The sequence below is a fragment of the Cupriavidus sp. 01L415 genome (genome assembly GCF_056400065.1).
This window is the reverse complement of sequence record NZ_JBFTSP010000037.1, coordinates 12,966-37,279: the sequence shown is the minus strand read 5'-3', so window position 1 is coordinate 37,279 and position 24,314 is coordinate 12,966. Positions and strand designations below refer to the sequence as shown.

Genomic DNA, 24,314 nt, shown 5'->3' with positions numbered 1-24,314 from the left:
GACAATAAACTCCAACCCGCCTCGGACCGGATTTGTCGCGCCATACACCCTTGCCAGCTACATGCACCGGCCCTCCCCTCTCTCTACGGCGCCGGATTCGATAAGTTTGAAGCCCTTCAGATTGCCGACTTCCGCTTTGGCTCGTGCCTCACACGCCTCGACCCAAGGGGGCACAGCGTTCGCCGAAGTCGCTGCCAGGCTGCAAATCAGCGTCGCAAGCATGCGCTTCATCATCTGTTGCTTTCTCGTCGTAATGGTGAGGTGAACACGCGCAACGCCCTTCTACTTTGCCGTGCTTACGATGCCGGGATTCGCCTTCTGTGCGATTTGGAATGCTCCCATGAAGGCAAGCGTTGCTCCTGTCACAAAGAACAGTAGCGACATCACGGCGATTGCAGCCCCCCAATCGAATCGAGCGCACCGTTGTTCGTCGCGGACAATGGCCCATCTCCATTCACGCTGGCCCAACATGACTCCCTTGTAGTCCCGATTCCATCCATCGAGTAACCACGCCATATACGTGTATCGGTAGAGGTAGCAGGTCCCGACCCCAAAAACGCCGTTCATGAACGCGATCCCTCCGCCCGTCAGGTAGAGGTGCGTTAGCTTCATGCTGCCCATAAAAGCGAGGACGGCCGCCAAACCACCCAAGTTGATGGTGGCCAGGAATTTGAGTCCATCGGTGGCGGACTCGTTGACGATGCCATCGAGTTGTTCGAAGCGCTGCCGTGACCACGTATCGCGCCTTTCCCAAGTTTCGGCCGAAACCTGTGGCGCGGTCGGTTTTGAGGGTTCTGTGCGCTGCTTCCAGGAATACAGGTGCTGGCCAGTGGTTGGCCCTGGACGGTTGGTGGTGCGTCGGGAAAGGGGCATCTCATTAGCGAGTCAAAATGAAGATCTCTATTGCACAGCAGCCGAAAAATAGTTCCGTTGCAACTCGGGCGACAAAATCGCCCGGTCCCCCTCCCGCTATAGCTGACTCGCCCGGCTTTTCCACCACTGGTGGCAGGCCCAGCCTACCCCAGCCGTCGCGCCCAGCTCGATGAGCATACGGGCATACGCGGCGACGCCGCCGTGGAGACTCTTAAAGGCAAGCTGCGTGAGGACGGACACGACGGTGAGGATGGTCAGCGCCATGGTCCACGCCCAGAATGTGAGCCAACCTTTCTTCGTGAAACCAGCGCTCCAGCTGCGGGCGTAGGCTGCCTGGCCCGCCCACAGGGCAACAATGAAGGATAGCGTGCCGGTCGCCAGGCCATAGACAGTCTGCGAAGAGTCGGTCTCCTCATCGTAGCTGTATCGATCGCTCCCGCGAGTGATGGTCGTCGGTCCATCAAGATCGATGCTGCTCGGCACGCCCAGAGCGTCCCCAGCCCATGTCAGCGCGAGGGCAAGTGCGAGGAAGATCGCGATTCCGACAAACCAGGCAAAGAGTTTGCGCAGCATCATGGGCTTTCGGGGTTGGATTTGACTTAATGCGAACACGACGGCCGACCGTTCGTGTGGTTGCCTGCGCGATGGCGAATCTATCTGCGCCGCTCGTCAGACTTGGTCGACTGCAAAAAAACCGAAAAACGGGCCCCGGTTCTTCAGCGGGCTGGGCTATACCAGCGCACCTTCTGTATTTCCTCTGGAATCGTCCGGATATCCCGCAGCACCTGGTGATTCTCGATTGCCTCATCCAGCAGGACATCGTAGCGGCGGGAAAGGGTCTCCTTTGCGAAGCCCAGGCATTCTTCCCCGGACAGCCCGGATCGGCGAGCTAGCTCGCGCGCGAGCACGTCAATGGTATCGCGGGCTGCCTTCGCCGAAACGACGACTTCATTGCGCTCCGACATGACATCGTCCAGCTGCTTGCGGTGTCGCTCCTGCGCGGACCGCTGCTGGGCCCGCAGCGCCACGATCGCCACGGCCAGCGCATTCCCGCTTTCGTCCGGGTCAGGCAACGGCTCCTGCCGTGGCGCGGGCTGGCGCCCGATACGTGCGAGATCCTCCTGCAGGCCCATCGCGTCTTCGGCATTCATCATGAAAGGGCTCCTCGGTTTTCCGCCAATGTAACGTGACCGGCGCAATTTTGCCATGCGCGGCCCGCAAGCGACACGCTGGCGGTGCTCCGGCGCGCCACGCGGCAGCGTATGCCATGGCTCCTACCGCCCGCACGCCTGCCGACAGGCATCGGCAGCGGTGCGCGCGGTCTTGAGTTCCTCTTCGAGGAAGGCCGCCCGGCCGGCCAGCGCATCCCGCTCGGCCTGCCGGAGGCTGTCGGTTGCGAGCGCGCGTAAATGTGTCAACACGCCGGGCGATTCCGGTCCATTTGCCGCCAGCCCTTGCTGGGCAAGCGTTTGCAGGTTGCGAACTAAATGTGTCACCGGCAAGCTGGGCCTGCTGGCATGGTTCCTGCCAGGTCGGGCAAAGGCAGCGACCATCAGTTTGCGCCCTTCGCAAATCGTGCGCCGGTGACCGAAATAGCTTGCACTTCAGCCGCCAGAAGATGCCAGCAAGCGGGAGAGAGACCACCTCGCAAGCGCCAGGCGCTAAGTCGACACGATACACAATGGCGAAATTCGACCTCGGCTATGAATTGAGCGTAGTTTTCCAATGAATTGAAGAAGCCAAGGCCTGGCCATCGCCGAATACCGGGGCGTCATTCTCCGTATAGCATTATATTCCGGCACCGGCCGTTACGGTCCCCACCTGTGAGCACTTCGCTCGTCAGACCAGTGTTCACCCGCGGGCTTGGATCGGACCATTAACGTTTCTCGCCCATGTATTGACATATTTTTCCAAAGTCATCTAGAAATCCTCGCAGCAACTTCTCATACAAAGACTGTCTTTCCTCGATTTTTAACGACGACTGACCGATGGTTTTGATGATTGGCTCGAACACGATACCCGCGCAAAACAGCGCCTTAGATAGCATCGCTGACGGATCGGTAGAACCCATCGAAGTAGAGTCGGACGAATCTCGGCAGCCAAAATACGGATCATTACTGAGATGCCCCTCGTTGTCGTTTGGTCGTTTTCCAGTTGTATACAAAATATGGATACATGAATCAATAGCCTGAGAGATATCGCTCAGCTTTATGTAACTATCACGCGCAGAAAGTTCAGATTTAGAATTATTTGGGATAATACTCTCTAGCCTGGCACCACCGGACATCGAAAATATTAGACCATTCGCGAATGATTCATCATAACTTCTTTTCATTTCTTTTAATTCATCTCGCGGCACATTTGCATCTATTGCGCGGATAAGAACTGCGGCTCTTTGGTAGAATTCATAATAACGTCGCTGCATCTCGTCGATCGCCTCCCTGCTGTGCTGTTGTTCTATACGCGTCCGCTCTGCGTCACGATCTCGAGAATCCCGCCAATAAGTGACACTTCCTCCGACGATGGCAGTGAGGAAAAAGCCCGCGAATAAAAGAAAAAGCGGATGACGAAAAAAACTGTCAAGACTGAACCTTTTTCTCCCCGACATCCGAATCCGCCGGATAGATAACACTCGTTTAGTAAGTCGTTTTGCGGATGTCAGACGTGCCCCCTTTACTCCCATTTTGTATTCCTCCTGGTGGCGGACAACTACCGGTTACGTGCGCAAACCAATGTCGTTGAGTCGGCAGAGGAGCTTGAGGTGGTCGCCCGCCAAAGACAGTCGAAACTATCTCGCCATTGCTGACCTTGAAATGAACTTCAGCATCGTGTCCCCGAGTGATCGCAGCAAAGCGGCGCACTGCCTTCAATCCGTTAAAGAGCCGCTCACGCGACCTGTGCGATGTCCGTTGGGGGCAGGATACGTGTATCGGCATCGCAATGGATGGCGTAGAGCAGGCCGAGCGGATTGCCGTGTTCTTCCATGAACTCCCGGCGCAGGTCGAGGCAGGCCTCGCCGAGCCGCTGTCCGCCTAGGAAGCGGATGAAGAAGCGCTTTGCATATTCCGTCGCGAAGAAGGCGGGCGTCAGGCATTCGGTTCCGATCACGCCGCGCGCGCCCTTGCTCATGAAGTACGGCACGAAGCCATCATAAAAGGTAGAGGACAATTCCGCCGACTCGCATGCGTTGATGAATACGAGTGGATTTCCCGTCAGGCTCAGGTCTGCCGGCAGGTTTTGGCGCAGGTCTTTGAGCGTGAGCATCGATTTATCGCTAAGCAACAAATATGATGCATCCGGACCGCCCGGCTCGGTTAGCCCACGCGATATTGCGTGACAGTAGAAGTAGAGGATTTGATCGGCAGGCGCAGCATTGCTGAAGTCCTGAAGTATATGCGCGCTCGTGAGACGCGTTTTTACGTCGAATGGCATCCTCCCCCAGAATTCGCGCTGACTTTGCACGAAACCGCCAGGAATCTCGGCGTCGATGTCCTGATTGAGATGCACGCCGACCGCGAGCCTAGGCTTGTCGCTCGCGATGCCGTGATCCCACACGTTCAGCGAGCGCTGTAGTGGTATCTGCTCGACGATATGGCGCATGCCCAGGAAGTTCTTCCAGTCGATAATGTCCGCTCTTCCAACGCGTCCGAGATAAAGCATGGTCCACGGCACGGGCAGCTTCGCGGCGATGATCTGCATTTTTAGGCGAGGCGTGTCAGGTCCACAGAGCTTGCGCAGGAAGTTGGCCACGGCCTTCGAGTCCTCGCCGGCGTCGGCGCCTTCAAATAGTACGTACATGAGGTTCGAGCCCGCCTCCGCCAGTTGTCTGAGCGCTTTGCGCGATACGTCGTCGGGAATGTCAATCCCAGTCTGGAATATGGGATTCCTATCGACGGTTTGTCTGATGACGCCGAGCAACGCCTGGCGGGCGTTGTTGATGGCAAGCTCAAGATACTCGCGTGAGACCGTGAGATGCGCGTGCGAGTACACCGGGCCCCAGACAGTGCACTCGTAGCCGTTCCCCACGGCGGAAATCTCGAGGCCAACATCGCGTGGCTCGAGCAGCTGTGCGTCCGCCAGCGAACGTCCGCGCGTGGTGACATCGGGTGCCGACGGATAATTGGCCCCGACGTTGAACGTGAGGATGATCTGCTGGATGAAATTACCGTCTCGTAGGATTGTCGCTTTGAGGGTGGCGCGGCCGTTTCTCTTCGGCGAAAATTCGAAGCGTGCCTTGTTCTGCCCTCGGCCCACGCATGGCACGCTGATGCGGCTGACGGAATGCGAAAGCTCAAAGTCATCAGTGTCGAGTTGCACGGTAAGGAACACGCGATCCGAGTTCGGCGAGGTGAGCGCGCCATCCAGTATTCTTGTCTTGATGAGCGAATTTGCGCGCGCCTCGATGTCGACATCGAATGAGAGTGGATACCACTGTCCCTTGAAGAGAGGCTGGTCCAATTCGAGCCCCTCGATGCTCGCATTCATCCACCGGGAGGGTTGTGTGGGAGCGGTCGCTTGGACAGGCGCGGGAGAGGACGTGCGGGATTCCTCCTCAACGCTCAGAAGCCCGCCACCGATCGAGTACGATCCGCCTCGGGCTCCCCTCTTACGCTCCATATGGCGCTCGGCCTCTTCCAGATGTCTTCGTTTCTGCGCCTCGATCTGCCGCACTTGCCGTGCGATGTCGATGCCGCATGTCACGCCGGCCCAAAACGCGTGCGCCACTTCCGGATGCGCAATGTCACTATGCGCGCCGGCGGGCCCCGAGCCGTTGCGGATCACATCGCTCGCATCGATGTTGTAAATGCCGCGCTCGTTCACCCCGTATTGCGTGTCGCCGGACCGCATGCGAATTTCGACGATCGGGATACCGTCCACCACGCCCTGAATGCCGTAGGCGCCGATGCCGCCATACTCTGGAAACAACTCGCCGAGAAGACCTTGGGCCATGACGCTTGCACCGTGCGGGTAGAGGCGCCCCACGGCGTTGTCGTGAACGGAACGCGTAGTGATGACCGGTCCGCGGACCAGTCCCTGTGCGACGATCCGGTGGTAGTAGCCCTTTGCGGCCTTTTCATAAGGTATATCGCTGGCATACGACCACAGCGAGAGCGCCCCTTGCGCCAGAAAGAGGGAATCAACGCGATGTTCCAGCAGCCCATCTCCGTGCCGACCCGCAACCATCCCCGAAGCCACGATGCAGCCGAAGCTGTGTCCCATCAGATGGACGCGCGCATCGGGCGCGGCGCGCTGTATGGCATCGAGGAAGCCTCGCGCACCGGTCTCGCCGATCTGGCGCGCGCGATCCTTCATTTTCCAGAACGACAATGTACGCAAGGGTGCGAGCAGCGCGGTCTTAAGATTGCCCGGGATGCCGAGCATCATGTCGTCACCCACCGCATCGGTAGTGGATTCGACGGGCGTGCCGTCGACAATCCCCTGCGGTTCGAAATGATTCAGATCGGAACCGGGACGGCCGTTCACGCAGTCTGCGCGCAGGCCTGACTCCTCGAAGAGCGTTGCGTAGGCTTCGTGCATGGCAGGCGTCAGCTTCTTGGAGTTCGCCTTGGTCGCTTCATCCAGCAGGATCTGAATTGCATGGCGCGCGACTTCCGTGTCAGCGATCGATGCGGCGACTTCATCGAGCACGCCCGCATTCTCCACGGAGAGCGTGCCTTCAGCCACCTCAGACTTGGGCATTTCCTCGATGCCCCATGGTAGGCTCGGCCAGTACAGCCCTACGATAAGCGGCGCGAAATCTGGCACTGACTGCCCAACGCGCCGTACGTCGCCAATCGCCTTCGCAGCGGCGCCGAACCAAGCGTCGTATTGCTCCTGTGCGGCGGGCACATCGGCCATCCAGCCGTGACAGGCAATGAGGAGGTCGGAAATCGGATGCGCCGAATCGTTCAGGCGAGACAGGATCGCTGCACTTGCAAGACTGCCGTCCAAGTCCGCTCGTTCGCATGCATCGTTGTCGAAGCAAACGAGGTGATAGCAGAGATCGCTGTCGGGAATGCGATGAATGGACATGGCGGGTTCCCCCGGGGTTGAATTGCGCGACTCAGTTTTTGACGACCGCGATGGCAGAGGCCCAGACAGGCAGTCCGTATTCGGACGTACGGACCTCGCTGCATGCGCCGCAATAGGCTTGTGAGATACGCATCCTCTTGTTCAGATACAGTTCATAGAATCGCTTGAAATATTCCACGCATGCGTGGTCGTTCACATCCCAACGAAAGCCCAGGACGGCTTCGGCGTCCGTGCGCATTACTTCGATCGCGGTACGTAGCGACGATCCGCTGCACGACGCAAGCAGCACCACTCTGATGTGGGCAGCTGTCACCCATTTGGCCAGAACGCGCGCGGATACCGCAACGCCCATGCCACCTTCGTCGGGAAGGATCAGGAAAGTTCCACCGTCATCCTTGAGCGTGACTGAATGCCCGGAGAAGTGAAGAATGTCGAAGTATTGCGATTCAACCAGCTGTTCTATCCGCTGCCGAAACTTGGCAGCGGTCTTGTAGGCCCCCGTCGGGCTGACCACGGTCACCGACTCGAGCGGAGGCCTGTCAGCGCCCTTTGGTGTTTTGGTCGCGAAATTCTTGATGGTCTTAAGTTCGTCCGGCGTGTTAAGAAGATGGCTGAGTCCATGGATCGTCTCGATCTTATAGGGGGGGCTGTCGCGGCGCACCAGGGCCGAGCCTTCGAAGCTTGCATTGATGAAGAGCAGTCTTAGCGGACGATCAAGCGTGGCCAGCTCGTCGTTTGGCGAAAGGGAACGATGATCTTCTTCATCCTCGTCGCTCGCGACTTCCTCGATGACATCACATCCTTCGGGATCTTCCTCATGGGCGAGACGCTTGAGCCCCTTCACGAAGTGGATCCGACGCGCCATCGGAATGCACGTGCATAGATACTTGTCGTGATACTCGGGCGGTCTGGCGAGCTCAAAAGGCAGCCCATATAGCTGAGCAGTTTCATTGGGGGCTACGTCTATTTCGACGCGCAGATCGACGGGAGCTTGCTGATTTTCGAGCTTATAGTGCTTGGCGATGTGCTTACCGATCGTGCCGGCAATCAGAGAATCGTACACATTGTTGCCCAGTTCCCGCAGCTTGGTTTGCCAGTCGAAGGTCGGTTCCCCATTGATCATTGGAGAGAAGTCGTTGACTGTGTCGACCAACTGATGGATGTCCTGCAGGTTCCGATAGATGTAATCGTCGCCCTTGAGTTCGATACCTCCCGACATCGTGGAGTGGCGCGCGGTATATTCCCCTATGCGAAGGGTCACATGCAATTCGTCGAGGCTCTCGCTGTTCAGTGCACCATGCAGCGCCCTTCCTAAATCCATATTGATATCCAGGTTGGCGATGTCAAGCGCGAGGATGTTCTTGCGCGCGCGCCTGCTTTGGCGCAAATCCAGTCCTTCAACGCGAGTGGACGCGAGTACGATGACGGGGACGTCGGGTATGTTGGCGGTGAGCCAGTCAAGCAGACTCATAGCGGCAGCACTGTTTCCCGATGTTCCGACGGTGCTTTCTTTGCGCACAGTCCCGTCAAGCACAATCAGCTGGAGTTCGGCACAGGCTTGCGGGTCACTGAACAGCTTGGTATGCGCCTTGTCGGTCGATGAGTATGGCGTCACTTTCATGCTAGCGAACGCCGCCACGCCGGGATACTTGTCTTCCTGTTGCGGCAGCTTTTCGCGCGCTTCCTCGATCAGTTCGACGTTGGTGAGATCGTCGGTAATGAGCGCGATTTTTGTCGTCTGGAATTGATTCGTGCTCATTTCCGGCTGTCTCCGGTCAGTTCTGGCAGGGTGATATGGAACGCGATCCACGGCGGTGCGGCATCGTCGTTCGTCCACTCCGTCGCTTTCGTCTCCATCGACCCACAGTGTGCTTTCACCACGCGCTTCACTGCATTGAGGCCGAGGCAAGCATCTTCCCGCGCGATGCGGAACGCGCGCCACATTACATCGTGCGACTTGTTGTCGTCGCTGTGCGCGTGCGTTGATATAGCGTGGGTCAGACCAAAACTCATCTGCACCAGACCCTTGCCCGATGTAAAGGAGACCAATACCCGTTGCTCGTCCGACCTCACACGCAACATGTGCCCAACCAGCGATCGAATCACGAAATCCAGGCGCTCCACGTCACCGTCGACCTCAAATGAGGCTTGACTGGCCTTTATCTGAACAAACTCGCGATCCCTGGCCGGCAGCGCATCCTTCACGCGCTTCGCGCTTTGGACGAGGTCGATCGGCCTAGACTCAGCCTGGCGCATGGGATATCTGCGTATCTCGTAGCTCTTGGCGAGGCGCTCGAATGTAATGTCCGCCTTTTTGATTTCGGCAAGCAGGCGTTTGGATAGTGCTTGGGCACTGCACTGTTCGCCCGGCTGCGATGCATCCGATGGGGAAAGCGCGGAGTAGTTCAGTTGTTGCAATTCCCGCGCGATATTGCACGCCAGAGCGAGTGGCCCGCGCGTCTGCTGTGCCACGTCAGCGACGGTGGCCCTGAGATAGCGCATTCCGACTTCCCATTCACGCGTCTGAAGATCGATGAGGAACCAGATCGCGGTATCGAAGCTGCCTTCCAGCACGCGCCGCGTCGCTAGCACCGGCCGGATACGGCCGTCCTCGCCCTCGAGCTCAACACGCCGCCTTTCCGTCGAGCCGAAGCCGCTCAGTATTTCAAAGGAGACCGGATTGTCTTTCGAAGCATAATCACTCAGAGCGGAGCGCTCGGGTTTATGATCGCGCTTTAGGCCGAGCAGACGTGACGCCGCCTCATTCACGTCGAGAATCGTGCCCTCGAGCCCAACCATGACGACGCCTTGCCGCGTCTCCATCATGATCTTGCGGTTGACCTCCAGGATGGCCCGTTGCTTCAACCCCTCCTCGAGCAATGCGACGACGTCGTCGATCGATTTTCGGTCGGGGCCGTGGAACGCCTGAGCTTCGCGTGCTTCGATATGAAGCATCCAGCGGATACGTTCATTTAGCCGCAGCGGGATGGTCATGGCGGAACGCACGATATCGCGCGCCAAGCCCATATAATGGTACTGCTCAACCTCATTGTTGCCGACGTCGTTGACGACCAGTGTCACTTCGCGTTTCAGACATTCACCGAGCATGCCGTCGTCGAGCTTCTGCGTGTAGCCGTGCGGGATGCAAAACTTCTTGTCACACTTGCTCTCGTAGTACAGCTCAAATTGCGCGGCGTGACGATCCACCCGAAACAGCGATACATAATCCCATTGGAATGTCGTGGCCAGTTCGTCGACGACTTCACACGCGGCCTTGGACAGCTCTTTGGCCTCAGACAGCTTCTTCTTGAGCCTGTTGGCGGTTTCCATGCGCTGGCCGAGGATCTGCTCCTCAATCCGGATCAGTACCGGCTCAAGATTGAGATTGTGCAGGACTTCCACGTCTCGCTTCGTGAATCGGCTTGGCTCGCTCGAACACACGGAGAGCGCCGATGTCGGGCCCTTATCGTCCTTGGCGACAAGCGTGGCGGACGACCGGATACCCTGCTTCGTGTACATGCGCACGACCTCGCTCTTCCTGAACTTGGGGAAACTGTCCAGGAAGATGTTGATGTCCGGAATGAAGGTCGCGTTGCCCTCGGCCCACGCCTTCATTCCTTCAGGCAATACGAGCCAGCGCTCCTTCCATTTGAATTTGTCGTTGGATGGATAGAGTGCGAAAGCGCGAAACAACGTTACATCGTCGGCGTACATGCCAAAGGTGGCGTGCTCGAAATCGATGAGTCTATTAACTTGCTGCAGCACGAGGCCAAGCCGCTCCTGCCACGTAATTGATGCATCGCGCGAGATCTTCGAGATCTGCGTGCGGATCCTATCCTCCAGCGTCAGTTCGATCACCGCCAATACGCCTAGTGCCCGACCATCTGGCGCCAAATCCGGAATCAGGCGCATCTGCGCAGTTTCAATTTCATTGTTCGCGTATTGCGCCACCGAGACGTCGAGTGCCACGGGCTTTAGCGTTTGCAGACAATCCTTGAAGCACGACTTGAGATGTTCTACGCAGTGCTTGTCTTTCTCTGTGTCATCCACGGCGGCTCTTCCGAACAGCGATTCGAGCGTATGACCGATGACGTCCTCGGTTTGCAGCGACAGCCCGCGATACGTCTCCGCGTTCGCAAAGCGCACGACACCGTCCGTACTGATGCGAAGCACTGCGAGAGGCGCCGCGTCCAGTCGCTGCTCAGCGGCGCGCCTAAGTGGCCCGCCGTCCGCCAGCAGGATCAGCCGCTCGCCCGTTTCCGGCACCTCGTAGAGTGTATGTAGCCATGCCGGCACAAGCATGCCGCTGGCGTCGTAGTACAGAACTTCGTTCGGAACCTGCAGTTTTCGTACGGCAGATATTTCCTCATAGATGGGAGTGCGGAAAAAGAACGTCACCTGAATCGGACGCCCCGTGCTGTCTGGCACGAGCATGGCGAAGGCGGGATTCGCGCAGGTGACCACGCCCGCCTGGTCAACGATCGCGCACGGACTATCGGACGCCATAAGTCCGGTGATGAAAGGCTGGCCGGACCAGTCGAATGGAGTGGGGAGGGTCCGCGCTCCCTGCAAGTCTTTCATGGAGCCTCCTTTTGGGAAGCGTGAAGTCGATGCGAACGGTTGATGACACGCGACACCACATGCCTAAGTGCACGCATCGCGCGAGATTTGTTACCTTTCGCCTGCCGTCTCATCGCGAGCGGTAAAGGGTCCCATTCGCCGCAAAAGCCTGCCGGACAATGCTTTGCTCGGTGCCGGCCTCAACAACATCTTGTTGCCGAAGTCGCGCAACACCTTTTCCTCCCGCGACGCGAGGGCAGCAGCGCCGACCTCCGCCTCGCAGGACGGCATTTTCGAATTGCACGAGAATGAGCGCTCGGTCGCGCGGAAGGAGCCTCCACGGCCTCGCATCTGGAATGGCTGACGGGCGAGTCGGCAACTTCCGCCCAATACTTGCCGTCATCGGCGAAAATTCGTAGATCGAACTCTCTGGTGGTCATAGCCCCCCCTGCGCCGGGCAGTAAATCGAATGAGCATCGGCACCCGTGCGTACAATGCATTTCTCGTTCTGAAAAGGTGGCCTCCCCAAAAGAGATGAGGGAGGCGCGCCTCCCGCAGATCGAAAGCAGGGGTATGCCCGCGTCCAGTCGCTCGACTGGACGGGCGTTTGCGCTCCCCTCCGGAGTCCGGCTTATCTTCTCGCGGCCCCGTTCATGGGGCGCCGACTGTAGAGGTCGGACGCACCTATTCTTGATATTGATTTCAGATTAACTTTATTCATAACACAAGAAATCGCAATTAAATCAAAATTACTGGAGTATTTCTCTTCATTTAATTCGTTACAAATGTGAAACAGGTATCGATATGGCAGTCTGGGATTGCCGATCTGAGGACGATGCAGCGTCGATCCTCCATCGCTCTTCTCCACATCGCGTCATCTGCGCAGGAAAAAGCGCATACCATTTCGCAGCGAGGACGTGCCTGGGTGCCCTTTTTAGGGAGAGGGGTGTCGAGAAACGCGTCGAAGCGTGCCGTAATCGCCGCTATTCCCGCGATCTGGCGGACGTAGACTCGCCGATACGTGCTGTCGGGGTCGCTAACGATCCCGTATGAGCCAGTTGCCAGGAATCCGTGCCGGCAAATGCGGTGGTCTGTACCGCCTGCAGTCTCGGCCGGTTTCGATTTCAGGTCCCTGAGAGTCCGCAGTCACGGAGAGTCCGCACCCAGAAGCGGACCGATGCGCGATGGATTGGAACCGTCGAACCCTGTGCCACACGCGAAAGGGAAGCCGTGGTCACGTACTATGACAAATGGGGAACTTCTTAAAAACCATCGCCAAGGTCGTTGAAGAACCATACGCACTTGCTAGGCATTTCACTGCTACCACTGGCGAAGCAGACTTCGGCTTCGCGCCGCCCCGCCTAGGGCATTTCCCGTCAATTCCCTCCTCTCGCGTTGATTGTCTATCGCGCCCTGCCCGGCAGCTAGCGGCACCGAAGGGAGCATTTAGCGCCTTGTCCCTTCCCGAGCCATCAAGTTTTGTCTCCCGGCACACCACCATTGCGATAAGTCTTCTTATGGCAATGTGTGGACGAGAATTTACGCCGCGGGCGGCGAGATCAGTTGCCAGTCGTCGGCAGCCCGCACAGCCTGCTGGCGGATATCGCGCGCCGCCTGTGGGCGCATGCCGCTGCGCGAGAGCACGCTCCGAAGCCGCATTACTGATTACTTGACGACTTGCTCCACGGCCTTTTCCCGCCGGGCTTGCGCCTCCTTCAGCAAGGTGTACGCCGCGTAGTACTTATAGATATTGCGTACGTAAGTCGTGGTCTCCATGCCAATCTTCTCTGCCACCACGATTTCCACGTTGTTGAACCATTTGTCGGGGTTCAGGCCCCGCTCGGTGGCGAGCTTGCGCATTTTCGAGATATTGCCCGGGCCGGCGTTATAGCTCGCAAACGCAAAGAGCGTTCGAGTGCTGCCTTCAAAATGCGCATCGGCAAAATAGCGCGTCATCAGCTGATCCATATACTTGGCGCCGGCGTGGATATTGGCTTCCGCGACGGCAATGCTGCCCACGCCCATTTCCTTTCCGGTGGCAGGCATCAATTGCATGATGCCGACCGCGCCTACCCGGCTCTTACGCTTCTGGTCGAGCTGCGATTCCTGAAATCCCTGCGCCGCAAGCATCAAGGGATCAAATCCGTACTGCGCGCCGTATTTCTCGAAGAGCGCCACCGTCGCCTGGAAGCGCTTGACCTCTTCATCGCCGCCGTTATTGCGGATTTGCTTGAAGCGCTTCATATACTGGCTCAGGCGGTACTCGGCCACGCCTTGTTTCTTGAGGAAATTCTTGTAGAAGTCGTCGATGGCGGCATGCAGTTGCGGGCTGCCCTTGCGAGTCGCCCATCCGACATAGCCTTCGGCACGGAGCACAAGGTCGTCATGAATCTTGATTTTCGGCAGTACCAGCGCCCACAGCCGGGCTTTCCAGTCATCGACCACGATGACATCGATCAGCCCCGCATTCAGCATCTCCATGGCGTCTTCATCTTCGAGCGCATCCGGCAGCATGACGAGCTTGAGCCCTGGCTTGCCGGCATCGCGCAGGCGCCGGTCAAGCAGGTTCAGACTCTCGTAATAGCTGGATGACTTGCGGACATGGATGGTGCGTCCCGCCAGGGCGTCGAGCGAGGCAATCGGTTCGGCTTTCGGGCCGGTGATGACAAGTTCCTTGACCGGCTTGCGGTCACGCGGCGCGAGGAAATCGACCTGCTTCTCCCGCTCAGCCGTTACGGTGAGATTCCCTGCGGCAATATCGCCAAGGCCGGCGTTCAGGTCCGAAAGCATCCGGTCGCGCGTGGTGGGAATCAGGTACACCGTGACCGGGCGCTTGCCCAGGCGGTCGGCATAGGTCTTGTTCAGATAACGCTCGAAGTCGCGCACGAGTTCGGCGGTCAGGCCGCGTTCGTGGCCTTTGTCGAGGAAATAAAGCGAGCGGCTGTAAGGCACGAGGACCCGGATCAGGCGCCGCTGCATCATGGCGTCGAAATCGCCCTTCCACGGCTGGACGGCGAGACCCAACTGGCGTTTGGATGGATCCCCTTTGGCCAGAGCGGCCGGGGCTTTCGCAGACGAGGTGCCTTGCGCGGCGGCAGGAGTCGTCGCGGAGGACGGCGCAGGTGCCGGGGACGGCGGCGCGGAGAACGCCGATGGCATCCCCAGCGCAAGGATTCCCATAAGCAGGCGGCAGACCACCAAGCCAGCGCCCGTAAATAACCGAGATCCACGCTGCATGGTGCCCTCCCTCGACCCACGACAAGGCGACCGGGACCCCAACCGCCATCGACAACATGACGGGAGTCCACCGACGTCACGGCCAGAAAAAAGGGATGCTGCAATGCGGAACACAGACACGCAACCCGTCAACAGCGGCGCCCCTGCACTTAGAGGTCGTTTAAAAAAGATCCTGGCGTCGTTGCGCGGCCTGCCCGTACCACTTGTACTGTCTTGCGGCCGCGCGCCTAGCCAGGACCGCTTCGCTTCATTCTGAAACGACCTCTAAAAGGAGCATAGTGCATCCCTTACAACTTGCTGGCAGTCGCAGCGGTCGGGCGAATAATTCCGGGGCAGCCCTGAGCCTTGCTGCACCACGCCGGGAAGAAGCATCGGAAAAGGCGCTCACCGGAATGCTCAGCCTTCCCGGGTCGACGTTTCGCGAAGCAGATCCAGAATGTGGTCCAGCATGTCGATGACGGTCTTCCCGACGACCTTGATCTTCGCGACGTCCGCGGCCTTGACGACCTCGGAAAAGCGCCCGATCAAGCCATTGATCTGGGGCTGTTCGAAAACGGCCAGGCCACCGCCGGCCCGGTGACACCACTTCCGCAAGTCATCGACGGACACATCCTCGAGGCATTTCAGTAGCGACCGACGATCTTCCTCGATGGCACTTTCGCAGGTCTCTTGTCTTGCTGAAAAAGCTTCGCGGAAAGCTGGCATACGATGCGCCGATCCTGATGGTCACGCACCACGATAACGAGGAGGACATCGTTGCAGCGCTCGATGCGGGCGTTGACCACACGATGGTGAAGCCATTGCGCGTTCGCGAACTCCTTGCCCGCATCACCTCGTCATGCCGGCGGCGTCCAAAGCGCCCGAACCGACTTCAGAAAGTTCCCAGCGCCCGCCCATACGAACTGAGTTCGTTCGGACGCTGCGCCAGCCTGCGTGGCAAACGCATCTCGCTCTCGGCGATGGAGTACACGCTGGCCGCATTGCTGTTCTCCAATCCCGGCATCGTCCTATCACGCGAGCAGATCGAACGCACCGTGTGGGGCCGCGAATTGCTCCCGACCTCGCGCGCATTGCCGGGCATGATTTCGCGACTGCGCAGGGTATTGAACCTGCGCGCGGAAAATGGCGTGCTGCTCACCGTGGCGTATGGGCGCGGCTATCGCCTGGATGTCGCCAAGGTGCGGCAATCCGAGCCGCCGCCGCAGACCACCGCGCCAATCCGGCACGCACAGGTCGACGCCAGTCAGCACGCTCTCCATCTGCCATAACCGCCGCCAGCCCGATCCCTCCCTATCAGCCCGATAGAAACTTTCTTCCGGGCTTCACCCTTGCTTTTGTCTGATATGTCAGTTATTGTTCAGGCAACCAAAACAGCGCGTATCCAGGCGGGCACGATGAGCCTTCTCAGCCGCCTGGTGTGCCCGGATTGCTCCGGGAAGCCTACGCGCCTCTTTTTTCGCCCATTTATCTGATGAGTCAGACAATGTTTAAGCAAACAAAAGATCAGGCGGACAGCCGCGTAGGCCGCATCAGTCACCGCAATCCCAGAATCAGCCGCCTTGCCGCGCCCGCCCTCTCGGTCCTGATGGCTGCGGTGCTTGCCGGCTGCGCCAACTACGCGGGCATCCATAGCGACAAGCACATGGAGGAGGCGAACCACTTTGCCTCCACGCAATCCATTCCTGCGGAACGAGGCCGCTGGCCTGCCGCCGACTGGGCCGACCAGTTTGGCGACGCGCAGCTCAAGGCACTTGTCGCCGAAGCCCTGCAGGGCAGCCCGACGCTGGAAAAGGCGCGCGCCCGGGTGGCCGCGGCGGTCGCGTTCAGCGAAACCGCCAACGCGAACACCTTGCCGCAAGTCGGCGCCGGGTATTCCTGGACGCGTCAGCGCCTGACGGAAAGTACCTTCATCCCGCCCGGCTTTGCGGGTTCCTGGCAGTCGGAAAACAAGGCGTTCCTCAGCGCCACCTATGAGCTGGACCTGTGGGGCAAGAATCGCGAGGCGCTGAAGTCCGCGGTCTCAACGGTGCATGCCACGGAAGCCGAGGCCGAACAGGTGAAGCTGACGCTCTCCAGCGCGACGGCCCGTGCCTATAACGAGCTCGCCCGCCTTTACGCGCTGCACGATATCGCGACCAACGAAGTCAGCCAGCGCCGCGACGTGCTGCGCGTGACTAACGGCCGCGTGACGATGGGGCTCGAAACCGAGGTGGAAAAGCGCACCGCCGAAGCCAATCTCGCGGCTGCGGAGGTGTCGGTGTCCGCCCTCGAAGGCAATATCCTGCGTACCCGCTACCAGCTCGGCGCGCTGCTCGGCCAGGGGCCCGACCGTGGCCTGGCCATCGCCCGCCCGGCACTGGGCGCCGGGGACGAGGTCCGTCTGCCCGACAACCTGCCCGCCGACCTCGTTTCGCGCCGTCCGGACATCGTCGCTGCGCGCTGGCGCGTCGATGCCACCACGCACGACATCAAGGTGGCCAAGGCCGAGTTCTATCCCGATATCAACCTGAGCGCCGCGATCGGCCTGGACGCCTTCGGCTGGGGCCGCTTCCTCCGCGCCGCCAGCCGTACGGCGTCGGCCGGCCCGGCGATCCACCTGCCGATCTTCGATGGCGGGGCGCTGCGTGCCCAGCTGAAGGGCCGCTATGCCGAGTTCGATTTTGCCGTCGCCAGCTACAACGACACGCTGATCGGCGCGCTGACCGACGTCGCGACGCAACTGTCCGACATCCGCGCCATCGACGCCCAGATCGTCAATGCGGAGCGCACCGATGTCGCCGCGCAGCGCGCCCTGACGCTGGCGCTGGCGCAATACAAGGCTGGCCTGACCACGCAGCTGACCGTGCTTAACGCGCAAACGAACGCGCTGGCCAGCAGCCAGGTCGTGACCAACCTGCGCATGACCCGGCGCGATCGCCAGATTGCCCTGGCCGCCGCGCTCGGCGGGGGCTACACCGAAGCCCCGGCATCGACCCAACAGGCGGCACTTGCCCGCTGACCCGTCCGCTCTATTCATAACGATCCCGAACGAACTCACGCACAGGTGCCACCATGAACGATACGAACAAGACCCCGGCCGCAACTGCCTCCGCGACGGCCACCGCCGCCGACGCCACCGCTAAAGCCCCCAACCCCGCCGCCGGCAAGCGCAAGCGCATGCTCACCCTGCTGGGCCTGACCACGGCGCTCGCCGCGGCGGGATATGGCGCGTACTACTACACCGTTGCCCGCTTCCATGAGGAGACCGATGACGCCTACGTCAACGGCAATCTCGTGCAACTGACGCCGCAGGTAACCGGCACGGTGATCGCGGTGAACGCGGACGACACGCAGATCGTCAAGGCCGGCGAGTCGGTGGTGACGCTCGACGATGCCGATGCCCGCATCGCACTGGCCAACGCCGAAGCCGCGCTCGGCCAGACCGTGCGGCAGGTCAGCGCGCTATACGTCAACAACGGCGTCCTGGAAGCCACCATGCAACAGCGCCAGGCCGACCTGGCCCGCGCGAAGGACGACTTGCGCCGCCGCACGCAGGTGGCCGAAGCCGGCGCCGTGGCCGCGGAAGACGTCGCCCACGCCCGCGATGCGGTCAAGACCGCCGAGGCCGCACTCGAAACCGCGCGCCAGCAACTGGCGTCGAATCACGCGCTGACGGATCAGGCCACCGTGGCCGATCATCCGAGTGTGCAGGCCGCCGCCACCCGGGTGCGCGATGCCTACCTCGCCAACGCGCGCAACACCTTGCCCGCCCCCGTGACCGGCTACGTCGCGCGCCGCTCGGTACAGGTCGGCCAGCGCGTGGCGCCGGGCAACCCGCTGATGGCCATCGTCCCGCTGGACGGCGTGTGGGTCGACGCCAACTTCAAGGAAGTTCAACTCAAGCACATCCGCATCGGCCAGCCGGTGGAACTGCATGCGGACCTCTACGGCGGCAGCGTGACCTACCACGGCAAGGTCGTGGGCTTCTCCGCGGGCACCGGCAGCGCGTTCTCCGCCCTGCCCGCCCAGAACGCGACCGGCAACTGGATCAAGGTTGTGCAACGCCTGCCGGTGCGCATCCAGCTCGACCCGGCCGAACTGCGCGCGCATCCGCTCCAGATCGGCTTGTCCATGCAGGTCGATGTGAACATCAAGCGCGATGGCTCGCAGCTCGACAGCGCGCAGGCCAAGCCGGCCCGCACCACTTACAGCACCGATGTCTTCCAGCGCCACGGGCAGGAAGCTGACCGCGAGATCGAACGGATCATCGCCAGGAACAGCCACGGCAAGGCGGGCGACGTCGCCATTGCCCGGCGCGGCGCGGCGGCCAGCGGCTCCTGAGGCGCAGACCCTGCGCAGACCTCCAACAGACCCGCCACGACCCCACATTGCGGAGCGCAATATGTCGACCCAAGCCCAGACGCCCCTCACTCCTCCACCGCTCACCGGCGCAAAGCTGGTGATGGGCAGCTTTGCGGTGGCCCTGGCCACTTTCATGAACGTGCTGGACTCGTCGATCGCCAATGTGGCGATCCCGACGATCTCCGGCAACCTCGGTGTGTCGGTGGACGAAGGCACCTGGGTCATCACGCTGTTCGCCGCCGCCAACGCGGTGGCCATTCCGCTGACGGGCTGGCTCACCCAGCGCGTGGGCCAGATCCGGCTGTTCGTCGGCGCCATCCTGCTGTTCGTGCTGTCGTCCTGGCTCTGCGGCGTGGCGCCCAACCTGACCACGCTGCTGGCCGCCCGCATCCTGCAAGGCGCCGTGGCGGGTCCGCTGATCCCGCTGTCGCAGGCGATCCTGCTCGGTTCCTTTCCGAAGGAAAAGAGTACCCACGCGCTGGCCCTCTGGGCAATGACCGCCACGGTCGGCCCGATCGCCGGCCCGGCCCTCGGCGGCTGGATGACCGACAGCTATTCGTGGTCCTGGATCTTCTACATCAACGTCCCGGTCGGCCTGTTTGCCGCGGCCGTGACGTGGGCGATCTACAAGGATCGTGAAACCCCCGCGCGCAAGCTGTCGATCGACACCGTGGGCCTGGCGTCGCTGATCACGTGGGTCGCGTCACTGCAGATCATGCTCGACAAGGGCAAGGACCTCGACTGGTTCGCCTCGCCCGTGATCATCACGCTGGCCGTGGTCGCGCTGCTCAGCTTCCTGTTCTTCGTGATCTGGGAGCTGACCGAGCCGAATCCGATCATCGACCTGCGCCTGTTCAAGGGCCGCAATTTCCTGGCCGGGACGATCGCCATCTCCGTGGCGTATGCGTTGTTCTTCGCCAACCTGGTGGTGCTGCCGCAGTGGATGCAGCAATACCTGGCCTACCCCGCCGTCAACGCCGGCCTGGTGACCGCGCCGCTCGGCGTCTTCGCGGTGCTGCTGAATCCGCTGCTCGGCAAGCTCATGCCCAAGGCGGAGCTGCGCGTGCTGGCCACGCTGTCGTTCCTCGGCTTTGCGGCTGTGTTCTTCATGCGGTCCAACTACACGACCGGCGTCGATACGTTCACGCTGGTTCTGCCGACGTTGCTCCAAGGCATCCCGATGGCGCTGTTCTTCGTGCCGCTGACCGCGATCGTCCTGTCCGGACTGCCGGCGGACAAGATTCCGGCCGCTGCCGGCCTGTCGAACTTCGCCCGGGTGTTCTGTGGCGCCGTGGGGACCTCGCTGGCTGCCACCGGCTGGAATGACCGCGCGGTGCTGCATCACGCCCGGCTGGTGGAACAGACGGGACCCAACAGCCCGCTGTATGGCGCCGCGCTGGAATCGATCCAGGCCACGATGCATTTCACGCCCGCTCAGGCCGTGGCCTTCTTCGAGAAATCGCTGAACACGCAAGCCGTCATGCTCGGACTGAACGATATCTTCTGGATCTCGGGTGTGATCTTCATCGCCATCGTGCCGCTGATCTGGTTCACCCGGCCGATCCGGGGTGCCGTGTCCGGGGCCGCGGCTGGCGCGCACTAAACCTGCCATGCAAGGAGGCAATCATGTTGACACGACGCTTGTCGGGCAGCGTGGCCTTGCTGCGCTGCGGCCGCCTGAAGCGGAACCTGCAGCACGGGGCAACGGCCATCCTGCGCGAGTCCGCGCTGAATATCTCGCAATGGATCATCCTCTGCCATCTGCGCGAACGCGAGACCAGCACGCTGACGGAGATGGCGCAGGCCACGGATCACGATGCGGGGTCGCTCTCGCGCGCGATCTTCGCCTTGCGCCAACGCGGGCTGGTCACGGCGATGCCGGCCCGCGATGACCGCCGCAGCATGGTGCTGGCGGCCAGCCATGCGGGACGGGTGCTTTGCGATGGGATCGAAGCACAACTGACCGCCCGGCTGGACGGCCAGTTGCATGCCGCGCTGGGCCAGGAGGGCCTGCAGCAGTTGCTGACGCTCATGGACAAGGCGGCCACGGCGCTCGATGCGAACTGATCCGCCCGGGCGCCGCGGGCGGGATCAACTGCCCACCGTCACGAACACCGGGTTCGAATAGAACCAGAGATCGTTGTAGTTGCGCGCGTTGATCGCATTGAAGCGCGCCGCGTCTTCCGTCACCGTGGTCTTCTGGTCCGGCAGCGGGTTGCCGTCCTGGGTTTCGCCCGGCACGTTCATGCCCAGGTTGGTCCCGCGCAGGCGGAAATACTGGCTCCTGGCCGCCTTGTACGTATACGTCACGGTGTTGTAGCCATCCTTGTCCAGCTTCCAGTCCGCCGAGGTAAATGTGGCGATGACCTTGGTGGAGTCGTTGGTTTCCTTGCTGTAGCCCGGCGTGCCCGCCGCCGCGCGTGGCGTGACATCCCCGGCGATCAGGTCGATATGGTCCACCGCCGGCCTGACGTTGACGTTGATGCCGCTGTCGATCGGATACTGATAGTTGTTGTGGTCCGGGCTCTTGAACCGGATGGTCACCGTCACGGTATCGCCAGCCCTGGCCTTCAGCTCGCCGCCCATCTCGCTCTTGCCCGTGCCGCTGGCGATGTTGAAATCCAGTGCGTTGATCAGGTCCCCGAACACCGAGAACATCTTGCCCGAGCGGATGCCTTCCAGCACGCCCTTGATTCCGGTGTTCTTGTTGTCGATCCAGACATAGGTCCTGGCGTACTCGCCCGGGAAGTACCCGCTGCTGTTGGCGCCGATGGTCTTGAAGTGGTGATCGGAATCGGCCACGTTCCAGAACCGGCGGCCATCGCCGAGCAGTGCGTCCCAGATGCCGCCGACCTGAGCCACCACGTAATCCACGCCGCCGTAGACCCGGTTCTTCAGGTTCGCATTGATGTAGGCGGTGGTGTAGCCGCCGCGGTCCGGCTCCATCTGGTTGCCGACCATGCCCTCCACGCCAAAGGCGATATTCGGGGCGGTATCGTTGAATTCGCGGTAATCGGCGGCGGTGTACTTGCCGGAGTTCCGCGACGGGTGGTTGATCAGCGCGTAGCTGGTGTCGGGGTAGTTGTCGCGCAGCCAGGCCACGGCCTTGACCGCATCGGCGTGCGTGGTAAAGGCGCGCGGGCCCTTGGCGTTCCAATTGGCCACGTCGACCGGGTCGAACTGGGTGTCCGGGCGGTTGGTGAAGAAGTACTCGAACTCATTGGCGGCCCGGGTGGCCGTGCCCAGCGGGGTGCCGCCGAAGATGCCCACGTTCATGTGGTCATGCGTCGGCATGTCCCATTCGAAGGCCGAGAAGATCAGCTTGCTCACGTAGCTGCCATTGACCTGCAGCTGGCGGACGGCCGGCATTTCGTACTGGGCCATGGCCTGCGAGTACGGCAGCGAGCCGCCGGCGATGGCCGCGCCATTCTGATCGCGCGTGGAGGGACGCAGGTGGTTGGATAGCGCCGTCCAGTCCAGGTTGTTCTTGACCAGCGCCTGATCCAGCACCGTCGCCAGCGGGCTCTGGGCGTCATCGGATTCGATCGTATGGACATGCAGATCGCCGGTCGTCCACTTGCCGGTGACTTCCGCCGCGGGCGTGGCCGGGTTGGGGGGTGTGCTGGCGGCGGGCGAGCTCGTCGCCTCGTCGCTGCCATTGCAGCCGTAGAAGCCGAAAGCGACGGCCAAGGCCGCCGCGATGCCGATCGTGGATTTAAAGTGACGCATGAAACTTCCCTGATAATGTATTGTTTTTATTGACCCATCTGACCGTGCGCCTTCGGTCCTGAGGGTCTGCCAGCCTGGCTGTGCCCTCAGCGTCCCAGCCGCACTGGCAAGGCTTTCTTCGGGCGCCGATGGTGGCCGATGTTCATGACAGGGAAGTGATGCTTTTCTTACCTTCAGATGTTCGTTTCATCTGATGGAATGACTGGCACCGGGTCCGCGGTTGCCCGCGCCAGCCATCCCGATGCGTCAACGCTTCAAACCGCGCCGCGCGTTTCCACGTAGAGCGCGTAAAGCGAATGGCTGCTGGCCATGTACAGGCGATTGCGCTTGGCACCGCCAAAGCACAGGTTCGGGCAGCGTTCCGGCAAGTGGATATGGCCGATTGCCTTGCCTTGCGGATTGAACACCCGCACGCCATCCAGCTTGGCCGGGTCCGCCCCGGGCGCGCCATTGCTGCCCCATCCCGCCCAGATGTTGCCGTCCACGTCGCACTTCATGCCATCCAGCGCGCCGGGGCCATTGGCATCGATCAGCCGGGTTTTGTTACCGAGACTGCCGTCCGCCGCCACGTCATAGGCCCAGACCACGCGATAGGGCTGCGCGCGGGCCTCGATCACGTACAGCTTCTTCTCGTCCGGGGAGAAGCACAGGCCGTTGGGACCATTCAGGTCGCTGATGACCTGTGTGACGGTGTTGTCCTTCGGGTCGATGCGGTAGACCGCCTGCGGCAGTTCGGGCGTCGCCTTGTCGCCCTCCCAGTCGCCAGAGATGCCGAACGGCGGATCGCTGAACCAGATCGAGCCGTCCGATTTGCAGATGATGTCGTTGGGCGAATTGAATCGCTTGCCCTGATAGCGGTCCGCCAGCACGGTAATCGTGCCGTCGTATTCGGTCCGCGTGACGCGGCGCGTCAGGTGCTCGCAACTCACCAGCCGGCCCTGCCTGTCGCGGCAGTGTCCGTTCGTGAAATTGGCCGGCGAGCGGAAGACGCTCCATTGGTTCGACGTTTCGTCGTAACGGATGATGCGGTTGTTGGGAATGTCGGAGAACAGCAGGTAGCGGCCATCGCCAAACCAGACCGGGCCTTCCACCCAGCGGAATCCGGTGGCGACTTGTTCCACCGTCGAACTGAACAGGCGGTATTTGGCAAAACTCGGATCCAGGATCTCGACTGCGGCGTCCGGATAGCGCTGGCTGGGCTTGAAGTCGAAGGCCTGCGCCAGCACCGGCCCGCTGCCCGCCAACGTCGCGGCAGCCGCGCCAGCCTTCAGTAACAGCCGACGCTGGGGGTCGACTCCCGTGTTCACTTCGTTCATGCCGGTCTCCTGATTGTTGGTATGGGTCGCGGGAAGCCGGTTCATTCTTTCGTGACTATGGCCCCACGACTTGTCAGACATCCTATGACATGAAACATGGATGATCAAGCGCAAAATCGGTTGTTTTCGTGATTTTTGCGTCATCTCGTACGACATCTAAGGCCAACCAAGACACCTCGTAACGGCGTGGCGGTCAATGCCGCGCCGCGCTATGTCCCTCCTACA

At 60.9% G+C, this 24,314-nt stretch carries 17 protein-coding genes; 6 read left to right on the top strand and 11 right to left on the bottom strand.

The window, feature by feature from the left end; all coding sequences use genetic code 11:
- Nucleotides 1-282: 282 nt before the first annotated feature.
- From AC1DOX_RS28175 to AC1DOX_RS28165, 3 genes are all read right to left on the bottom strand, one after another.
- A complete protein-coding gene (locus AC1DOX_RS28175) occupies nt 283-873 on the bottom strand; it encodes a hypothetical protein (RefSeq protein ID WP_441624586.1) in 591 nt (196 codons plus the stop codon).
- A 96-nt stretch (nt 874-969) separates the two neighbouring features.
- Entirely contained in the window at nt 970-1,449 is a 480-nt protein-coding gene (locus AC1DOX_RS28170; protein ID WP_441624585.1) for a hypothetical protein, read from the bottom strand.
- 140 nt (nt 1,450-1,589) lie between these two features.
- Nucleotides 1,590-2,027, bottom strand: a complete 438-nt coding sequence (locus AC1DOX_RS28165; protein WP_441624584.1) for a hypothetical protein — start codon at nt 2,025-2,027, stop codon at nt 1,590-1,592.
- 108 nt (nt 2,028-2,135) lie between these two features.
- On the opposite strand from AC1DOX_RS28165, the gene AC1DOX_RS28160 reads away from it, so the two are divergent.
- Nucleotides 2,136-2,282, top strand: coding sequence for a hypothetical protein (locus AC1DOX_RS28160; RefSeq protein WP_441624583.1), 147 nt, complete (start codon nt 2,136-2,138; stop codon nt 2,280-2,282).
- 467 nt (nt 2,283-2,749) lie between these two features.
- Here the strand turns inward: AC1DOX_RS28160 and AC1DOX_RS28155 are convergent, their stop codons facing one another.
- From AC1DOX_RS28155 to AC1DOX_RS28130, 6 genes are all read right to left on the bottom strand, one after another.
- Nucleotides 2,750-3,556, bottom strand: coding sequence for a hypothetical protein (locus AC1DOX_RS28155; RefSeq protein WP_441624582.1), 807 nt, complete (start codon nt 3,554-3,556; stop codon nt 2,750-2,752).
- Between the two features lie 203 nt (nt 3,557-3,759).
- A complete protein-coding gene (locus AC1DOX_RS28150) occupies nt 3,760-6,906 on the bottom strand; it encodes a CHAT domain-containing protein (RefSeq protein ID WP_441624581.1) in 3,147 nt (1,048 codons plus the stop codon).
- A 31-nt stretch (nt 6,907-6,937) separates the two neighbouring features.
- On the bottom strand, nt 6,938-8,665 hold the full coding sequence (locus AC1DOX_RS28145) for a CHAT domain-containing protein (RefSeq protein ID WP_477101621.1): 1,728 nt from the start codon (nt 8,663-8,665) through the stop codon (nt 6,938-6,940).
- On the bottom strand, nt 8,662-11,487 hold the full coding sequence (locus AC1DOX_RS28140) for a PAS domain-containing protein (protein ID WP_441624033.1): 2,826 nt from the start codon (nt 11,485-11,487) through the stop codon (nt 8,662-8,664). The genes AC1DOX_RS28145 and AC1DOX_RS28140 overlap by 4 nt, the downstream gene beginning before the upstream one ends.
- Nucleotides 11,488-13,131: 1,644 nt before the next feature.
- Complete coding sequence (locus tag AC1DOX_RS28135) at nt 13,132-14,703, bottom strand: MltF family protein (protein WP_477114079.1); 1,572 nt, start codon at nt 14,701-14,703, stop codon at nt 13,132-13,134.
- A 396-nt stretch (nt 14,704-15,099) separates the two neighbouring features.
- Nucleotides 15,100-15,408, bottom strand: a complete 309-nt coding sequence (locus AC1DOX_RS28130) for a hypothetical protein (protein WP_441624031.1) — start codon at nt 15,406-15,408, stop codon at nt 15,100-15,102.
- A 17-nt stretch (nt 15,409-15,425) separates the two neighbouring features.
- On the opposite strand from AC1DOX_RS28130, the gene AC1DOX_RS28125 reads away from it, so the two are divergent.
- From AC1DOX_RS28125 to AC1DOX_RS28105, 5 genes are all read left to right on the top strand, one after another.
- Nucleotides 15,426-15,971, top strand: coding sequence for a response regulator transcription factor (locus AC1DOX_RS28125; protein ID WP_441624029.1), 546 nt, complete (start codon nt 15,426-15,428; stop codon nt 15,969-15,971).
- Nucleotides 15,972-16,288: 317 nt separating this feature from the next.
- Nucleotides 16,289-17,701, top strand: coding sequence for an efflux transporter outer membrane subunit (locus AC1DOX_RS28120; protein ID WP_441624039.1), 1,413 nt, complete (start codon nt 16,289-16,291; stop codon nt 17,699-17,701).
- Between the two features lie 53 nt (nt 17,702-17,754).
- Nucleotides 17,755-19,023, top strand: a complete 1,269-nt coding sequence (locus tag AC1DOX_RS28115) for an HlyD family secretion protein (RefSeq protein WP_441624027.1) — start codon at nt 17,755-17,757, stop codon at nt 19,021-19,023.
- Nucleotides 19,024-19,084: 61 nt separating this feature from the next.
- Nucleotides 19,085-20,647 carry a DHA2 family efflux MFS transporter permease subunit gene (locus tag AC1DOX_RS28110; protein ID WP_441624025.1) on the top strand — a complete coding sequence of 521 codons (1,563 nt, stop codon included), beginning with the start codon at nt 19,085-19,087 and terminating at the stop codon, nt 20,645-20,647.
- Nucleotides 20,648-20,670: 23 nt separating this feature from the next.
- Nucleotides 20,671-21,111: a MarR family winged helix-turn-helix transcriptional regulator gene (locus AC1DOX_RS28105; RefSeq protein ID WP_441624023.1), complete on the top strand. Its 441-nt coding sequence runs from the start codon at nt 20,671-20,673 to the stop codon at nt 21,109-21,111.
- Nucleotides 21,112-21,135: 24 nt separating this feature from the next.
- Here the strand turns inward: AC1DOX_RS28105 and AC1DOX_RS28100 are convergent, their stop codons facing one another.
- Nucleotides 21,136-22,773, bottom strand: coding sequence for a CehA/McbA family metallohydrolase domain-containing protein (locus AC1DOX_RS28100; RefSeq protein ID WP_441624021.1), 1,638 nt, complete (start codon nt 22,771-22,773; stop codon nt 21,136-21,138).
- Between the two features lie 254 nt (nt 22,774-23,027).
- Nucleotides 23,028-24,089 carry an SMP-30/gluconolactonase/LRE family protein gene (locus tag AC1DOX_RS28095; RefSeq protein ID WP_441624019.1) on the bottom strand — a complete coding sequence of 354 codons (1,062 nt, stop codon included), beginning with the start codon at nt 24,087-24,089 and terminating at the stop codon, nt 23,028-23,030.
- Between the last annotated feature and the right edge of the window lie 225 nt (nt 24,090-24,314).